At 63.9% G+C, this 16,638-nt stretch carries 16 protein-coding genes; 14 read left to right on the forward strand and 2 right to left on the reverse strand.

What is annotated here, in order from left to right; genetic code table 11:
* Window positions 1–63: 63 nt before the first annotated feature.
* Window positions 64–513 carry a cupin domain-containing protein gene (locus WHZ77_RS08805; RefSeq protein ID WP_375313317.1) on the reverse strand — a complete coding sequence of 150 codons (450 nt, stop codon included), beginning with the start codon at window positions 511–513 and terminating at the stop codon, window positions 64–66.
* 138 nt (window positions 514–651) lie between these two features.
* Here WHZ77_RS08805 and WHZ77_RS08810 point away from each other — a divergent pair, with 138 nt between their 5' ends.
* The 8 genes from WHZ77_RS08810 (at window position 652) to WHZ77_RS08845 (ending at window position 8,104) form a co-directional block, all read left to right on the forward strand.
* The gene (locus WHZ77_RS08810) at window positions 652–1,677 is read left to right on the forward strand and encodes an ABC transporter substrate-binding protein (RefSeq protein WP_375313318.1); all 1,026 of its coding nucleotides are present in this window, start codon (window positions 652–654) and stop codon (window positions 1,675–1,677) included.
* Between the two features lie 29 nt (window positions 1,678–1,706).
* Window positions 1,707–2,411: an NUDIX hydrolase gene (locus tag WHZ77_RS08815; RefSeq protein ID WP_375313319.1), complete on the forward strand. Its 705-nt coding sequence runs from the start codon at window positions 1,707–1,709 to the stop codon at window positions 2,409–2,411.
* A gap of 94 nt (window positions 2,412–2,505) precedes the next feature.
* On the forward strand, window positions 2,506–3,828 hold the full coding sequence (locus WHZ77_RS08820) for an ABC transporter substrate-binding protein (RefSeq protein ID WP_375313320.1): 1,323 nt from the start codon (window positions 2,506–2,508) through the stop codon (window positions 3,826–3,828).
* A 15-nt stretch (window positions 3,829–3,843) separates the two neighbouring features.
* Window positions 3,844–4,614 carry an ABC transporter ATP-binding protein gene (locus tag WHZ77_RS08825; protein ID WP_375313321.1) on the forward strand — a complete coding sequence of 257 codons (771 nt, stop codon included), beginning with the start codon at window positions 3,844–3,846 and terminating at the stop codon, window positions 4,612–4,614.
* Entirely contained in the window at window positions 4,614–5,318 is a 705-nt protein-coding gene (locus WHZ77_RS08830) for an ABC transporter ATP-binding protein (RefSeq protein ID WP_375313322.1), read from the forward strand. The genes WHZ77_RS08825 and WHZ77_RS08830 overlap by 1 nt, the downstream gene beginning before the upstream one ends.
* 5 nt (window positions 5,319–5,323) lie before the next feature.
* The gene (locus WHZ77_RS08835) at window positions 5,324–6,205 is read left to right on the forward strand and encodes a branched-chain amino acid ABC transporter permease (RefSeq protein WP_375313323.1); all 882 of its coding nucleotides are present in this window, start codon (window positions 5,324–5,326) and stop codon (window positions 6,203–6,205) included.
* On the forward strand, window positions 6,202–7,221 hold the full coding sequence (locus tag WHZ77_RS08840; protein ID WP_375313324.1) for a branched-chain amino acid ABC transporter permease: 1,020 nt from the start codon (window positions 6,202–6,204) through the stop codon (window positions 7,219–7,221). Before WHZ77_RS08835 ends, WHZ77_RS08840 begins: the two co-directional genes overlap by 4 nt.
* A complete protein-coding gene (locus WHZ77_RS08845; RefSeq protein WP_375313325.1) occupies window positions 7,181–8,104 on the forward strand; it encodes a polyphosphate kinase 2 family protein in 924 nt (307 codons plus the stop codon). Before WHZ77_RS08840 ends, WHZ77_RS08845 begins: the two co-directional genes overlap by 41 nt.
* A 281-nt stretch (window positions 8,105–8,385) precedes the next feature.
* Here the strand turns inward: WHZ77_RS08845 and WHZ77_RS08850 are convergent, their stop codons facing one another.
* Window positions 8,386–9,276 (reverse strand): MBL fold metallo-hydrolase, encoded by an 891-nt coding sequence (locus WHZ77_RS08850; protein WP_375313326.1) that lies wholly within the window; start codon window positions 9,274–9,276, stop codon window positions 8,386–8,388.
* Between the two features lie 756 nt (window positions 9,277–10,032).
* Between WHZ77_RS08850 and WHZ77_RS08855 the strand changes: the two genes are divergently transcribed.
* From WHZ77_RS08855 to WHZ77_RS08880, 6 genes are all read left to right on the forward strand, one after another.
* Window positions 10,033–12,363 (forward strand): mechanosensitive ion channel domain-containing protein, encoded by a 2,331-nt coding sequence (locus tag WHZ77_RS08855; RefSeq protein WP_375313327.1) that lies wholly within the window; start codon window positions 10,033–10,035, stop codon window positions 12,361–12,363.
* Window positions 12,364–12,467: 104 nt separating this feature from the next.
* Complete coding sequence (locus tag WHZ77_RS08860) at window positions 12,468–13,463, forward strand: tripartite tricarboxylate transporter substrate-binding protein (protein ID WP_375313328.1); 996 nt, start codon at window positions 12,468–12,470, stop codon at window positions 13,461–13,463.
* Window positions 13,464–13,801: 338 nt separating this feature from the next.
* Entirely contained in the window at window positions 13,802–15,397 is a 1,596-nt protein-coding gene (locus WHZ77_RS08865; protein ID WP_375314684.1) for an NAD-dependent malic enzyme, read from the forward strand.
* Between the two features lie 235 nt (window positions 15,398–15,632).
* Window positions 15,633–16,151, forward strand: a complete 519-nt coding sequence (locus WHZ77_RS08870; protein ID WP_375313329.1) for a septal ring lytic transglycosylase RlpA family protein — start codon at window positions 15,633–15,635, stop codon at window positions 16,149–16,151.
* A gap of 102 nt (window positions 16,152–16,253) precedes the next feature.
* Window positions 16,254–16,409, forward strand: coding sequence for a hypothetical protein (locus WHZ77_RS08875; protein ID WP_015684411.1), 156 nt, complete (start codon window positions 16,254–16,256; stop codon window positions 16,407–16,409).
* 25 nt (window positions 16,410–16,434) lie between these two features.
* Complete coding sequence (locus WHZ77_RS08880; protein WP_375313330.1) at window positions 16,435–16,599, forward strand: hypothetical protein; 165 nt, start codon at window positions 16,435–16,437, stop codon at window positions 16,597–16,599.
* The last annotated feature ends 39 nt before the right edge of the window (window positions 16,600–16,638 follow it).

Raw genomic sequence — 16,638 nt, forward strand, 5'->3', positions numbered from 1 at the left:
TCACGAAGCGGGCCGCGCAGCGGCGCGAGCCCGAACATTCGCCCCGCCTTGACGGAGTGAGTCTCAATCCAGCAGTTTGGTATCGTCCGGCGCCTGCGGCGGCGTCTTGATCGCGATCGCCTTGACCTGGCCGCTGATCGGCTTGGTGCCGCCATGCGGCGTGCCCTTGGGGATGATGACGAGGTCGCCCGGCTTCACCGTCACTTCCTTGTCGCCGAGCCAGATCGTGCCGGTCCCGTCGAGGATGTACTGGATCTCGTTGGTGTTCGGATGCATGTGCTTGGGCACATTGCCGACCTGGATCGAGATGGTGGCGCCGTCGGCGCTCGCGAACATTTTTGAGCGGTAGCCGACGTGGTTGGCGGGCCCGAGCGCATCGCCCTCCATCTCGCCGGTGTGGATGATCTGTGCCGTGACGTTCTCCGCGGCCAGGGCCGGGCGGAGCAGCTGGTTGGCGCCGCATCCGGCGGCAAAGGCGGCGGCGATCGATAGCCCGATTGCAAGGCGATTCATGGTTGATCCTCCCCATCAAGAATTGTTGTTGTGGGCTGATGCTATTGCGCCGAAAGGACGATGACCAGTGCACTTAGGCAGTGCTTCTCAAGCCAGTCCGGCTGCTCTATGGTGCCGCCAGCCGAACGGAGGAAACCAATGAAGAACACGATTGCCAGGCTCGCCGGCGCGCTGCTCGCGCTGACGCTCACCACAGGATTTGCCGCGGCGCAAAGCAAGGTGACCATCGCAATCGGCGGCGGCTCCTGCCTGTGCTATCTGCCGACGGTGCTGGCCAAGCAGCTCGGCGAATACGACAAGGCCGGCCTCAATGTCGAGCTGGTGGACCTCAAGGGTGGCTCGGACGCGCTCAAGGCCGTTCTCGGCGGCAGCGCCGACGTGGTCTCCGGTTATTTCGACCATTGCGTCAATCTCGCCGCCAAGAAGCAGGAGCTTCAGGCCTTCGTGGTCTATGATCGCTATCCGGGGCTCGTGCTGGTGGTCTCGCCCGCGCACACCAGTGAAATCAAATCAATCAAGGATCTCGCCGGCAAGAAGGTCGGCGTCAGTGCGCCCGGCTCCTCGACCGATTTCTTCCTCAAGTACCAGCTGAAGAAGAACGGGCTCGATCCCGCCGGCACCGCCGTGATCGGCGTCGGCTTAGGTGCCACGGCGGTCGCCGCGATGGAGCAGGGCCAGATCGATGCGGCCGTGATGCTCGATCCCTCCGTCACCGTGCTCCAGGGCAGCCACAAGGATCTGCGCATCCTCAGCGACACCCGCACCCAGAAGGACACGCTCGAGACGTTCGGCGGCGAATATCCAGGCGGTGCGCTGTATTCGACTGCGGCATGGGTTGCCAAGCACGAGAAGGAGACGCAGGCGCTCACCAACGCGATCCTCGCCACGCTCACCTGGATTCACTCGCACTCGCCCGAGGAGATCATGGCGAAGATGCCTGAGGAGACGGTCGGCAAGAACAAGGACCTCTATCTTGCTGCGCTGAAGAACACGATCCCGATGTTCTCCGAGACCGGCAAGATGGACCCGAAGGGCGCGGATGCCGTGCTGTCGGTGTTCAGCGTCGGCTCGCCGGAGGTGGCCAACGCCAAGATCGACGTCAGCAAGACCTTTACCAACAAGTACGTGGAGCAGGCCAAGAAGACCACGGGGAGCGCCAAATAGCTGACGCTATCGCTTGGTAGGCTGGCGTCATGACATCTTTGGTCATTCATCGCGTCACGACACTTGATCTCGCGGTGCGGCCGATCGTCTGGCCGTTCGCCGAGGAGCGGCGCGCCGAGATCGCGGCGCATTTCGCCGAGAAGCAGCGCGAGCGGCCCAAGATCTGGAACGGCCGGGTCCTGCTCGGGCGCGACGCGGTCTTCACGCATGGCCATCTTGCCGCGACCTATTTCGAAACCGATTTTGCGAGCTTCCTCGCCTGGCGCGACTGGGGGTTTCCCGACAAGGCGGTGTTCAACGGCTTCGGCATGGGGGCGCTGCGCGCCTCCGACGGCGCCTTCATCATGGGCGAGATGGCGCAGCACACCGCCAATGCAGGGCGCATCTATTTCCCTTCTGGCACGCCCGACCTCGACGACGTCAGGGACGGTGCACTCGACATTCCCGGCAGCGTTGTGCGCGAGCTCGGCGAGGAGACCGGCCTGACAGAAGGCGACTATCAGGCCGAGCCTGGATGGCACTGTGTCGTCACCGGCCCGTCGATTGCAATGATGCAGGTTCTCAACCTGAATATGCCGGGCGAAGCCGCCCGTGCCCGGATCGAGGCCAATCTCGCGCGCGAGGTCGAGCCCGAGTTGTCGGCTATCCATCTCGTGCGCGGGATGGATGATCTCACGCCGACCATGCCGCGATTTGTCACGGCCTTTATCGAGCAGCAGTTCGCTTCGCGCTGACGCGCGAGGCTTGACATCGCTGCGCTCAGCCCATGTGATGGGCAAAAAGCAAAAGCAAAAAGAATGCAATGCACAATCGTCCAGGGAGGTTTTGATGCGTCTGCGCATGGCTGCCCGCTTGGTACGTGGGCTGTTGGTCGCGATATCAGCGACGGGCTTGATGGCTTCGGCCGAGGCCCAGGAGAAAGCTCAAGAGAAGAAGATCAAGATCGGCGTCGTTTTCGACCTGACCGGGCCTCTCGCGGGCGGCGGCTCTGAGCTCGGCTATATCGGCGCAAAAATCATCCTCGACCATTTCGCCAAGACCGGCGTCGAGGGCTACAAGATCGAGGCGGTCTACGCCGACGCGCAGAGCAAGCCCGACATCGCCATCAACGAATCCGTTCGTCTGCTCGAGCAGGAGAAGGTCGACATGGTGCTCGGCTTCTTCTCCTCGGCGCAATGCGTTCCGGTGGCGGCCCGCGTCGAGCAGCTCAAGAAGTTCATGTGGATGACGACCTGCATCTCGTCGGCCGTGTTCAACGACAAGGGCTACAAATACGTCTTCCGCCCGCAGGCGAGCGGCGACCAGTTCGGCATGATGACGATGGATTTCATCGCGCAGAACGCCAAGGCGAAGTTCGATAAGGAACCGAAGGACCTGCGCGTCGCCATCATCCACGAGGATGGCGCCTATGGCGTCGACGTCTCCAGGGGCAACGAGGCCGGTGCGAAGAAGGCCGGCTTCAACGTCGTGATGAAGGAAGGCTATTCGGCCACCGCGCCGGATCTGTCGGCGCTGGTGACCAAGCTGAAGCGCGCAAAACCCGATGTCATTTTCCACACCGGCTACAATCCGGACATCACCCTGCTGCTGCGTCAGGCTCGCGAGCAGGGCCTCAAGTTCGGCGCGCTGATGGGGCATGGCGCGGGCTACGGCGTTTATGAGAAGCTGAAGGAGGGCATGGGCGCTGACGCCACCTACATCTTCAACACCGATCCGATCTCGATCTGGCTCGCCAACCAGAAGACCATGGACCCGAAACTCCCGGCCGTAATCAAGATGGTCGGCGAGGAATTCGACAAGATCCGGCCGGGTGTCGCTATCCGCTCGGCCCATGTCGGCATCGGCGCGTCCAATACCTACGTCTTCATGGCCGATGTGCTGCCGCGCGCAATCAAGAAGTATGGCGGCGTCGATCCCGATGCGCTGCGCAAGGCAGCGCTCGACACTGACATCCCTGAAGGCGGCACCATGCTCGGCTTCGGCGTGAAGTTCTACGGCGAGGGCACGCCGATGGCCGGGCAGAACGAGCGGTCATTCCCGGTCGTGATCCAGTACATCGACGACAAGTCCTCCGTGGTGTGGCCCAAGAGTCAGGCGCAGCGCGAGGCCGTGCTGCCGCTGCCGAAGGGCACCACCTACAGCAACCAGTAGCGGCGGAGCAGGGCGGTGCTGGAAGTCAGCGGGCTGGTGAAGCGCTTCGGTGGCTTCACCGCCGTCAACAACGTGTCGTTCAGGGTCGATCAGGGCGAGATCCTCGGCCTGATCGGGCCCAACGGCTCGGGCAAGAGCACGATCTTCAACATGCTCTCCGGCACGCTGGCGCCGACCGCAGGCTCGATCCTGTTCGACGGGCGTGAGATCGCAGGCCTTGCGCCGCACCGGATCATCAATAGCGGCGTCGGTCGCACTTTCCAGATTCCGCGGCCGTTCCGCCGTTTGACGATCTTCGAGAATGTCGCGCTCGCCGGTTTCTACGGGCAAGGCCGCCACAGCCGTATCAAGGCGGAGGAAGCGGCCGAGCGTTCGCTTGCGATGGTGGGCCTGCCAACCGATCGTCACGCCAGCGTCGATGGCCTGGGGGCGGCGGGCCTGAAGAAGCTCGAACTGGCGAAGGCACTCGCCACTGCGCCAAAGCTTCTGCTCGCCGACGAGAGCCTCGGCGGCCTCGACGAGGCCGAGATGGGGCAGGCCGCCGACATGCTGCGCAACATTCGCGACGAGCTCGGCATCACCATCATCTGGGTCGAGCACATCATGGGCGTGCTGATGCGCGTCGTCGATCGCGTCATGGTGCTCGATCACGGCGAGAAGATCTCGGAAGGATTGCCGAGCGCGGTCGCGGGCGATCCGCGCGTGATCGAGGTCTATCTCGGCACCGATGCCGAGACCACGCAGGCCGCGGCGGCCGCGGCGCGGCGTCGCGCGGGAGTGCAGTGATGCTGGAGCTCCGCGGCGTCAATGCCGGCTATGGCACCTTCCAGGCGCTGTTCGACGTCAGTCTCGACGTCAGGGCCGGCGAGGCCGTCGGCGTCATCGGTCCCAACGGTGCCGGCAAGACCACCCTAATGCGTGTCATCTCCGGCCTGATCCGGCCCTCGCGTGGGTCGATCAGGATGGAGGGTGTCGACGTCGTGGCGACGCCGCCGCACAAGATCGTCAGCCTCGGCATCGCGCATGTGCCGGAGAACCGGCGGCTGTTTCCGCAGCTTTCGGTCGACGACAATCTCAAGATGGGCGCCTTCATGAAGGAGGCGCGCGGCCACTACGCCGAGCGGCTGGAGGTCGTGTTCGACCTGTTTCCGCGCCTGAAGGAGCGCCGCCACCAGATGGCCGGCACCATGTCCGGCGGCGAGCAGCAGATGTGCGCGATCGGCCGCGCGCTGATGTCCAATCCGAAACTCCTGCTGCTCGACGAGCCGTCTGCCGGACTTGCGCCGGTCGTGGTGCAGCAGGTGTTCGAGCTGGTGAAGCGGATTCGCGCCAGCGGGCTGACGGTGCTGATCGTCGAGCAGAACGTGCAGCAGGTGCTGCGCGTGGTCGATCGCGCCTATCTGATCGAGGCCGGCACGATCCGCGCCTCCGGCACGTCGGCCGAGATGCTGGCGAGCGACACGGTCAAGGAAGCTTATCTCGGGGTGTGATGGGCATGCAGGCGTTCCTGGACATATTCGACATCTACCTGCTGGAGGCCGTGATCAACGGCATCCTGCTCGGCGGCGTGCTGGCGCTGCTTGCGCTCGGGCTCAATCTGATCTTCGGCGTCATCGACGTGACCTGGATCTGCTACGCCGAGCTCGTGATGATCGGCATGTACGCCATGTATTTCATGGTTCAGTACTTCGGCCTCAGCTATTTCGTCGCCGCGCCGTTCACGATCCTGATCGTCGCGATCCTCGGCGCCGCGCTGCATTACCTCGTGATCGCGCCGCTGCTCACCGCGCCGCCGATCAACCAGCTGCTCGCCACCGGCGGCGTGCTGTTCGTGCTGCAGAGCTTTGCCACCGTCGCCTTCGGCATCGACTTTCGCAATCTCGGCATCCGCCTGCCGGTGCTCGCCTTCGGCGAGATGAATTTCAGTTACGCACGGCTGCTCTCGTTCCTGGCGGCGCTGGTCGGCATGGTCGCGGTCTACCTGTTCATGACGCGCACCTTCACCGGCACCGCGATCCGCGCCATTTCGCAGGACCGGCAGATCATGGCGCTGATGGGCGTCGACACCAGGCGGATCTATCTCATCACGTCCGCGATCGGCGGTGGGCTGGCCGGGCTCGCCGCCTGCCTCCTCGTCCTGCAATACGACGTGCATCCCTTCGTCGGCCTGTCGTTCGGGCCGATCACCTTCCTGATCTGCGTGCTTGGGGGGCTCGGCAATTTCATCGGCGGCTTCATCGCCGCCTTTGTGTTCGCCGAGATCATTTCGCTCGGCGGCCTGTTCTCCGACCTCGAATGGGGCTATGTGCTCGCCTTCGCCTTCTTCATCGTCATGATGTTCATCCGGCCCGCGGGCCTGCTTGCGAGGCGGCGATGACGGGGCAGTGGCGGCTTGCAGCATGGGCGGTCGGGCTGGCGGCGCTGGTTGCGCTGCCCTTCGTCTACCGCGATCCCTATCATCTGCACATCCTGGTGCTGATCCTGATCTGGTCGTTCGCCTATACGTCGTGGTCGATGATGGGGCGGTTCGGCCTGGTCTCGCTCGGCCACGGCGGCTTCATGGGGATCGGCGCCTACGTCACTGCGCTGCTGTGGAATCATCTCGGCTGGTCGCCCTGGATCGGCATTCCCATCGGCATGGCCGCGGCCGGCGTGCTGGCGCTGATTGTCGGTTATCCCTGCTTCCGCTTCCGCATCACCGGGCATTATTTCGTGCTGGTGACGCTGGCGCTGTCCGGCATCGTGCTCCAGGTCATCACGGCCACGCGCGACTATACCGGCGGCTCGCTCGGCTATACGCCGAACCGCGCCTCGGGGAACAAGCTGCTGGCGCTGCAATTCGACGACAAGATCACCTGGTACCTGATCGCGCTCGGGGTCTGGCTGTTCGGCATCGTGGTCTGGCACTGGGTCGACCGCAGCATGGCGCGCTATGCGCTGGAGGCGATCTCGGAGGACGAGGACGCCGCGGCCGCCGCCGGCGTCGATGTCACGGCGGAGAAGCTGAAGATCACGCTGCTCAGCGCGGTGATGACGGCGCTGGCGGGCGCGGTCTATTGCCAGTACCAGATGTTCATCACGCCCGACACGGTCAGCGGCATCGCGGTGTCGCTCCAGATGGTGTTCGCTGCGATCGTCGGCGGCCTGTTCGTATCGCTCGGCCCGACCTTCGGTGCCGTCATCACCATCCTGCTGGCGGAAACCCTCCGTATCGGCTTCGGCACCAAGGCGGTCGGCTGGGACAACCTCGTCTACGGCGTGCTGCTCGTCCTTTTCATCATATTCCTTCCCAAGGGTATCCTTGGTAGCTTGCTCGACCGACTGAAGCCGCAACGCAAGGTGCCCCGCGCTCATGAACAAGAAGCCGTCCAAATCGCTCGCCCAGGAACTTGACCGTTATATCACGCCGTTCCGCTACGACGGGTCGGGCAAGTTCCATCTGAAGGAGCACAAGACCAACGCGAAGGGCGATCTCGACAAGGAGAAGGCGCAGGACATCCTCGACGCCAACAAGCAGCGCCTCTCCGACTTCCAGGAGAAACTCTATGCCCAGGACCGCTGGTCGCTGCTCCTGATCTTCCAGGGCATGGACGCTGCCGGCAAGGACAGCGCGATCAAGGCGATCTTCGATGGCATCAATCCGCAGGGCTGCGACGTCCATGCGTTCAAGCAGCCCACCAGTCACGAGCTCGACCATGACTTTCTCTGGCGTCACGTGGTTGCGCTGCCCGCGCGCGGCCATATCGGCATCTTCAATCGCTCACACTATGAGGAATGCCTGGTCACGCGCGTGCATCCGGAGATCCTTGCCAAGGAGCAGCTGCCGCCCAAGCTCATCACCAAGAACATCTGGCGGGAAAGATTCGAGGACATCACGGCTTTCGAGCGCTACCTGGCGCGCAACGGGACCATCGTCCTGAAGTTCTTCCTCAACGTCTCCAGGGAGGAGCAGCGGCAGCGCTTTCTCGAACGGCTGGAGGTCCCTGCCAAGCAATGGAAGTTCTCCATGGGCGACATCAAGGAGCGCGCGCTGTGGCCGCGCTACCAAGCGGTCTATCAGGACATCGTCCGCCACACCGCGACGTCTCATGCGCCCTGGTATGTCGTCCCCGCCGACCACAAATGGTTCGCACGTGTCGTGATCGGCTCTGCGATCGTCGCAGCGCTCGACAAGCTCGACCTGCGCTTTCCCCGCGCCGACAAGTCCTCGCTGGAAGAGTTCAAGGAAATCCGCAAGGCGCTGGAAAAGGAGGAGCCAAGGAAGCGGGAAAAATGAAAAAGCGAAAACAACCCCATGCACAGTAGCCGATGATAGTGAAATCAATGGCTTGATTGTTCGCGTCAGGATTTTTCGGATTTAGCGAAATGCGGTTGACTCGTCGGGCAAAACAGGGGGCATGATGCCACCATCGCGCCGGTGCCCCTCAGTAGCAGCGAGGTCTCGGATCCCGTAGGTGGGCAAAGGCGCGCTTGCGCCGTGCCCACCGCTTCTCCCGAGATGAGATTGGTGGGCACGCTTTCGCTTTGCCCACCCTACGATTCAGCGCAAGCCGCCCCTCAATACCCGCGGCTCCACCAGTAGCAGAAGCGCTCGACATTGGCGGGAAGGCTGGTCTCGTAGTTCGCCCACTTCTCGTATTTCGGCAGCTTCACTTCCTTCATCGCGGTGTCGAAGCACTTGCCGGCATCGGCCGCCTTCTTCACCTCGACGGACAGGTCCTCCATATAGGCGATGTCGTCCTCGATGTCCTTCTTGGTCCCGAAGCGGCCGCCGGCATAGGGATGGCCGGGGATCATCCGCTCCCAGTCGAGCGAGGCGAGCTTCTTCAGCGAGGCGATGTATTCCAGCGGCGAGGCGTTGTCGGGAATGTTGCGGAACTGCATGGATTCGATCGGCGCGAAGTCGACGACGAAGACGATCTTTTCCTTCGGCAGCCGCATCACCAGCGAGTTGTCGGAATGGTTGCGGCCGACATAGTTCAGCTCCAGCGTGGTGCCGCCGAGTGTGATGGCCTTCTTGTCGTCGACCAGCTGGTCCGGCATCACGACGTCGGCGAGCAGCGAATTCTGCTTCTTCAATTCGAGCAAGCGTTCCTTGGTCCGCCGGTGGGCGACGAAGGTGGCGCCGAGATCCTTGAACGGCTTGCCGCCGGCGATGTGATCGTAATGGTGATGACTGTAGACCACGTACTTGATCGGCTTGTCGGTGACGGCCTTGATCGCGTCGATATAGGGCTTCGCGGGACGCAAATACGAGATCGGATCGGTCGCGATCACGCCCTGCGGCGTCACGACGAACATCGACTGATGGCCGCCATAGCGGAAGACGTAGACGTTCTCGGTGCCGTCGACCTTCCTGGTCGAGGTTTGCGGCGGGGACTGCGCCGCGGCCGATCCAAGTCCGGCGACGAGCGCGACGAGTGCGGTCAGGCAAATCGATTTCTTCATGTCTGGCTTTCTGGAAATGATCGAGAACGCGAGGGGGAGGCTAATATCCTCGTCATCACAAACGCTGCCGAGAAGAGTTTATTCCGCTGCATTGAGTCGCAGGGCGCGTCGCGGCGGGATAACTCATGCTGCTCTGCGTAGCCACCAAGGAACTCGCGCATCCAAATGTGATCCCTGAGGCGTTGATCCCGCTTGACAGTTTTGTGTCACAGGAGGACCATTACTTTGGTCGCGAATACGCGACGCGCAACATCCAGAGCAAGGGGAGGTCTATGATTCCACCTCCGCAGATCCAGCCGCGTTAAGTGCGATGGAGTTCGTTCGGACCATCGCATAGCGGCAGAAACCGCGAACGGCACGCCGGGTAAAGGTCTAGTGGGCTGCATCAGTGTGGCATAGCCCCTACCTGCCCGGCGCTGTGCGCTTTGCAGCTCGCTGATCGCGTCGGGCGCCCTGACGGACCCGCCGGCGCGAATGTCCTGATATCCGCTTCTCTCCTCCTCACCGTCATTCCGGGTCCAAGCCCCGGAATGACGCGAGAGACGCTTGCGCTCACCGCACTTCAACGCGCGGGCATCGTCGCCGAAGCTATGGTTCCAGATCCTGCGTTGCAGCAAATGCCAAGAGATGGTCGCCTCATCGGCAAACTTCCGACACAGGGCGCGGGCGAATAGCGCCCATCCGACATGACGCATGCGCTTCGGCGGTGACGATTCCGATCCCGCCGGGGCGCATCTATTGTTTCAGGGAATCCTCGTGTCGCATAAGCTTGCCGCCGCGTTTTTCGCCGCTCTCTTCCTCGCCATCTCGTCTCTCTGCCCGGCTCGTGCCGAACCGGCTGTGCCCGCTGCCGGCAACGCGGCCGCACTGTCGCCTGAGGAAGCCAAACGCGCGCTGGAGACCCTCCAGGACGACAAGAAGCGCGCGCAAATGATCGACACGTTGCGCGCGATCGCGACTGCTTCCGGTCCGCAGCAGCCCGCGCCTGAGCAGAAATCGCCAATTCCGCTCGCGGCCGACGGCCTCGGTGCGCAGCTTTTGCTCACCGTGTCCGAAGAGATCGGAGAGATTTCGCGGGAGGTCGCGGATGTCGCGCGCACGCTCACGCATTTTCCGGCGTTCTATTACTGGATCGTCCGCACCGCGAACGATCCGGCCGCCTACAACCTCCTGATCGAGATCGCCTGGAAGCTCGCGCTGGTGTTCGGCTGCGCCCTCGCGGCGGAATGGGTGATCTTCCGGCTGATCCGTCGACCTGTCATCTTCCTCGAAGCGCGCGTGCCGCAGACCGTGCACGTACCAGTGCAGGCGCTCGCCGCTGGCGACCCGCCAGCATCCGCGTCCGGCGTCGCCGCCCAGCCCGAGCAGCACCGGCGCCGCGTCAGCCTGGCGCGCGCGTGGCAATTGCTGCTGCGGCTGCCCTTCGTGCTCGGCCGGCTCGTGCTCGAACTGCTTCCCGTGCTCGTCTTCGTCGGCGTGGCCACGGCGCTGCTTGGAACGGAGATCGGTAATGCCGGCGTCGTCCGCCTCGTGATCCTCGCAGTCGTCAACGCCTATGCGTTCTCGCGCGGGCTGATCTGTATCGTCCGTGCGCTGGCCGGACCTTACGGCCTGTTTCCGGTTCGCCCGGAAACGGCGGCCTATATCGAGATCTGGGCGCGCCGCATCGTCGGCGTCGGTGTCTCAGGCATTGCGTTTGCCAATGTGGCGCTGCTGCTCGGTCTGCATCGCGCCGGTTACGCTGCGCTGCTGCGCATGGTGATGCTGGTGGTGCATCTGTTCGTCGTCGTCATCATCCTGCAATGCCGCCGCCAGGTCGCCGAAGCCATCCGCGCGCCGGCCGACCGGCAGGGCATTACGGCCCGGATGCGCAATCGCATCGCCGCCGGCTGGCACTATCCCGCCATCGCGCTCGACATCGCGCTGTGGGCGGTCTGGGCGCTCAACATCCGCAATGGCTATTCGCTGCTGCTGCAATATTTCGTCGGCACGATCGCTGTGGTGCTGATCACCCGCGTCGCCATCATGGTGACGCTGAGCCTGATCGATCGCGGCTTCCGCATCAAGCCGGAGATCCTGCAACGCTTTCCCGGTCTCGAGATTCGCGCCAACCGCTATTTGCCGCTGCTGCGCAAGATCGTCTCCGGCGTGATCGCCTTCATCGGCTTCGTGGCGGTGCTCGAGGTCTGGGGCGTCGACGCCATCGTCTGGTTCTATGGCGGTCAGATCGGCGGCCGGCTGATCTCGGCCGTGGCGACGATCGGCATCGCCGTGTTCATCGCCGCGGCGATCTGGGAAGCCAGCAACGCGCTGCTGGACCGCCAGATCAATACGCTGTCGCGGGACGGCCACTATGCCCGCGCCGCGCGCCTGCGCACGTTCCAGCCGATGCTGCGGACAGCGCTGCTGTGCCTGATTGCCACCGTCGTCGGCCTGACCGCGCTGAGCGAGATCGGGGTCAATGTCGCCCCGCTGCTGGCGGGCGCCGGCATCGTCGGCATCGCCATCGGCTTCGGTTCGCAGAAGCTGGTGCAGGATCTCATCACCGGCCTGTTCCTGCTGCTGGAGAACACGGTGCAGGTCGGGGACAACGTCAGCGTCTCGGGGCTGTCAGGCGTCGTCGAGAATGTTTCGATCCGCACCATCCGCCTGCGCGCCGGCGACGGCGCCGTGCACATCGTGCCGTTCAGCGCGGTCACGACCATCACCAATGCCAGCCGCGGCGCCGGCAACGCGTCCGTCAGCGTCAACGTTGCCTACAAGGAGGATACCGACCGCGCCGGCCAGATCCTCAAGGACATCGTCGAGGAGATGCGGCGCGAGCCTGAATTCCGTAGTCTGATCCGCGGCGACCTCGATCTCTGGGGCATCGACAAGGTCGACGGCGCCATGGTGTCGATCGTCGGCCAGATCCGCTGCACCGAGGCCGGCCGCTGGCCGGTCCAGCGCGAATTCAACCGCCGCATGAAGTTGCGCTTCCAGCAGCACGGGATCGAAGTCGCATCTCCGGTCCAGACCATCCTGATGCAGATCGCGCCGCCGGCTGAGAGCGCCGTAAATCTGACGCCGCGACGGGCAGCTGGATAGCCGCTCGCCAAAATTTCCAGCTTGCCTCGGCCCACGCGGCGGCGTTCACTCCGGCTCCAGCCTGCTGACGACATGCGGGCGACAAAAAGGGTGGGGAGAGACGAATGCGGGGGCTGTGGGCCGGATTGCGCGGCAATGTGATCGTCATTTGCGCGTTGCTCGGATGTGCGTGGACCGCACCTGGCCGCGCCCAGCCGTTTCCGTCGCGCCCCATCACCCTCGTGGTGCCGTTCGCGGCGGGTGGGCCGACCGATACGCTGGCGCGAATTCTGTCCGAGCGGATCGCTGCCGAATTGCATACGACCATCGTGGTCGAGAACGTGGCCGGCGCCTCCGGCAGCATTGCCGGCGCGCGCGTCGCGCGTGCGACGCCTGATGGCACGACGATCACGATCGGCCATTGGGGCACGCATGTGCTGAACGGCGCGATCTTCAAGCTGCCCTATGACGTGCTGGCCGATTTCGAGCCGGTCGCGACGATCGCGATGGGCACGCAGCTCATCGTCGGCCGTAAGTCGCTCGAGGCCAACAGTCTGAAGGAAATGATCGCCTGGCTGAAGGCCAACCCCGGCAAGGCGACCGCTGGCACGGCCGGCGCCGGCACGGGCGCGCATGTCGCCGGCGTCTTCTTCAAGGAGAAGACCGGCACCGACTTCCAGTTCGTGCCTTATCGCGGCGCGGGGCCCGCCATGATCGATCTCGTCGCGGGCCAGATCGACATCATGTTCGACCAAGCCTCGAACTCGCTGCCGCAATACAAGAACGGCGCGATCAAGGCATTCGCGGTGACCTCGCCGACAAGGCTGGCCTCCGCGCCCGACGTGCCGACTGTGGACGAGGCGGGACTGCCCGGGCTTTATATTTCCTACTGGCACGGCATCTGGGCACCGAAGAATACGCCCAAGGACATTGTCACGAAGCTCAACGCGGCGATCGTCACCGTGCTTGCCGATCCCGCCGTCAAGCAGCGCTTCGGCGAATTGGGGCAGGAGATACCGCCGCCGGACCAGCAAACGCCTGCGGCGCTCGCGGCCTTCCAGAAGGCCGAGATCGAGAAATGGTGGCCGATCGTGAAGGCAGCGGACATCAAGCCGGAATAGCGCTGTCGCCGCATAACAAGCCCTCATCCTGAGGAGGCCGCGAAGCGGCCGTCTCGAAGGATGGCGCGGGCGAGAGCGGGGCCTTTATCCTTCGAGACGCCTGCTGCGCAGGCTCCTCAGGATGAGGGGAGAGAGAGGCGCGGGCCGTTAACCTTTTCCGGCGCGAAAGTCTCGCTGCGGTGCGAGATCACTATCGATGCCTGCGGTGATGCATCCTTGATATAAGGTGAGCGCTGGCCGACAATGCCCGCGGTTCAATGAGAAACTCCCTGGGGGAATTCGTGAATAGACCTGCTCGGGTCAGTGCCCATCCGACATCATCCGACACGGCGCACGGCATGACGCTGCTGCGCGATCCCCTGCTCAACAAGGGCACCGCCTTCACGGAAGCGGAGCGCGCCGCGCTGGGCTTGCGTGGCCTGCTGCCGCCTTGCGTGCTGACGATGGAGACGCAGGTCGAGCGCGTGCTCACCAACCTGCGCACATTGCCGACGGACCTCGAGAAATTCGTCGCACTGAACGCGCTGCATGACCGCAACGAGGCGTTGTTCTTCCGCGTGGTCGTCGACAATATCGACGAGATCCAGCCGATCATCTACACGCCGACGGTCGGGCTCGCCTGCCAGAAGTTTGGCCTGATCTACCAGCGGCCGCGCGGCATGTTCATCTCCTCGCGCGATCGCGGCCAGATCGCGGACATCCTGAAGAATTGGCCCAATCCCGCAAAGCTCATCGTCGTCACTGACGGCGAGCGCATCCTTGGGCTTGGCGATCTCGGCGCCAACGGCATGGGCATTCCGGTCGGAAAGCTCTCGCTCTATTCGGCCTGCGCCGGCGTGCATCCCGAGCAATGCCTGCCGATCGTGCTCGACGTCGGCACCAACAACGAAGAGCTGCTCAACGATCCCTATTATCTCGGCTTGCGCCAGCGGCGGCTCACCGGCGAGGCCTATGACAGCTTCGTCGACGAATTCATGGTGGCCGCGCGAAAGACGTTCCCGGGCGTGCTGATCCAGTTCGAGGATTTCGCCAATCATTCGGCATTCAAGCTGCTGCACAAGTACCGCGAGGATGCCTGCGTCTTCAATGACGACATCCAGGGCACAGCGGCGGTGGCGCTCGCCGGCCTGTTCTCGGCGCTGCGCGTCAACGGCGGCAAGCTGAAGGACCAGCGCATCCTGTTCCTCGGCGCCGGCGAGGCCGCGACCGGCATCGCCGATCTCGTCGTGTCCGCGATGATGGCGGAGGGGGCTTCGGAAGGCGAAGCGCTCCGGCGCAACTGGCTGGTGGATTCCCGCGGCCTCGTCGTCAGCAGTCGCGAAGGCCTCCATGGCCACAAGCTCCGCTATGCACATTCCGACCAGGCGCCGATCGCCGACTTCCTCACCGCGATCAAGACGCTGAAGCCGACGGCGATCATCGGCGTCGCCGCGGTCGGCGGCGCCTTCACGCCCGAGGTGCTGAAGACGATGGCGGCGCTCAACGAGCAGCCGATCGTGTTCGCGCTCTCCAACCCGACCTCGAAGGCCGAATGCTCGGCGGAGGATGCCTACCGCTACACCGAGGGCCGCGCGCTGTTCGCCTGCGGCAGCCCCTATGATCCCGTGAAGCTCAACGGCCGCACCTTCGTGCCGCGCCAGGGCAACAACTCCTACATCTTCCCCGGCGTCGGCCTCGGCGTCATCGCCAGCCGCTCGCGGCTGGTGACGGACGAGATGTTCATGGCGGCCGCCCATACGCTCGCCGATTGCGTCGGCAAGGAGGATCTCGCGCAGGGAAGCCTCTATCCGGCGCTCCCTCGCATCCGCGAGGTTTCGGTCCGCATCGCTGCCGCCGTCGCAGACGTGGCCTTCCAGCGCGGACTGGCGGACGGACCCGCGCCCAACGACGTCAGGGCCCTGGTCCAGTCGCAGATGTACGAGCCGAAGTACTGAGCGGACAGACGGACTGGGTCGGCGTGAGGACCCAACCCCATCGGGCGCTCGCCATCTCCTGGTGAGGCGACGCGCGGCCGCCCGAGGGCAGCTGTCTGTCTCGATTCAGGACAGGTAACTGTGGTGGAATCGCCACATCCGGCGCGAAACGAACGCGGCCCCAACCCTGCTTTTCTTCAGCCAAGGTTCTGCCCTCATTGCCCACCGAAACTTGGGGTTGTTCGGAGGGCGCATCATGTCTTGCTTTGCACGTGCCGAAACTGCCCGGATTTCGCTGGCAACCTCGTGCCGCTTGTTTCTCGCGGTCATCGGAGCCGCCTCGCTCGCAGCCTGCGCGCAATCGCCGGTTGGCCGCCAGAAGGCCGATCTTGCCGGCACCAACCGTCAGGCCGCCGTCGCGCGGCCGCACCGGGTGGCGGCGCTGCACCCGCGGCCGATCAGCCGGGTGCGCAGCCCCGAAGATGGCGCAAAGCAAAGCGTCTCGCATGGCGTTGCCAGCTTCTATTCGGACACGGAGACCGCGAGCGGCGAGAGGTTCGACAAGAACGAATTGACCGCCGCGCATCCGACGCTGCCGTTCGGCACGAAGCTGCGCGTCACCGACGTTTCCTCCGGCCGTTTCGTGACCGTCAGGGTCAACGATCGCGGGCCCTATGTTCGCGGACGCGTCGTCGACATCTCGCCGTCCGCAGCCGAGGCGCTCGGCATGATGGACAAGGGCATCACCAATGTCCGGCTCGACGTCGTGCAATAATTCAATCCTCATGGTCATCGAGACGGCGCGCTTAACCGCCTGTTAGCCGCCCTGTCGCACCATGGATGCCCGAACGATTTGGGCTCTTGGGGGAGGCGGCGTTTGAACACGATCCAGTATCTCGAAGATCAGGCCGCACGCGCCGAGCGGCTCGCCAAACGGATCACGGATACGCTGACGATCGAGAGACTCCTGAGCTTCGCCGGCGAGCGCCGCCGCGAGATCGAGCTCATCGCCGGCAGTCCCCGGCGCGCATGAAAGTTCCGTAAGAACCATGCTCTGAGTGCATTCCACCTCGCTTCCAGGCGCGGAACTTCCTTCCTTTTTGTGCGTCATGAATGTGATTGAAGAGGAGGAAGTCATGGGCTTTGGAAAAGGTGCTTTGCTTTGGATGCTTGGTGTGCCGCTGCCGATCGTTCTGCTGCTGGCATTGTTCTGGCATCACTAGAGCGGTTCATCGATTTATTGAATCGGGAGGGATTCCGTC

This window comes from Bradyrhizobium sp. A5, from assembly GCF_042076515.1.
Taxonomy (GTDB): domain Bacteria; phylum Pseudomonadota; class Alphaproteobacteria; order Rhizobiales; family Xanthobacteraceae; genus Bradyrhizobium; species Bradyrhizobium cosmicum.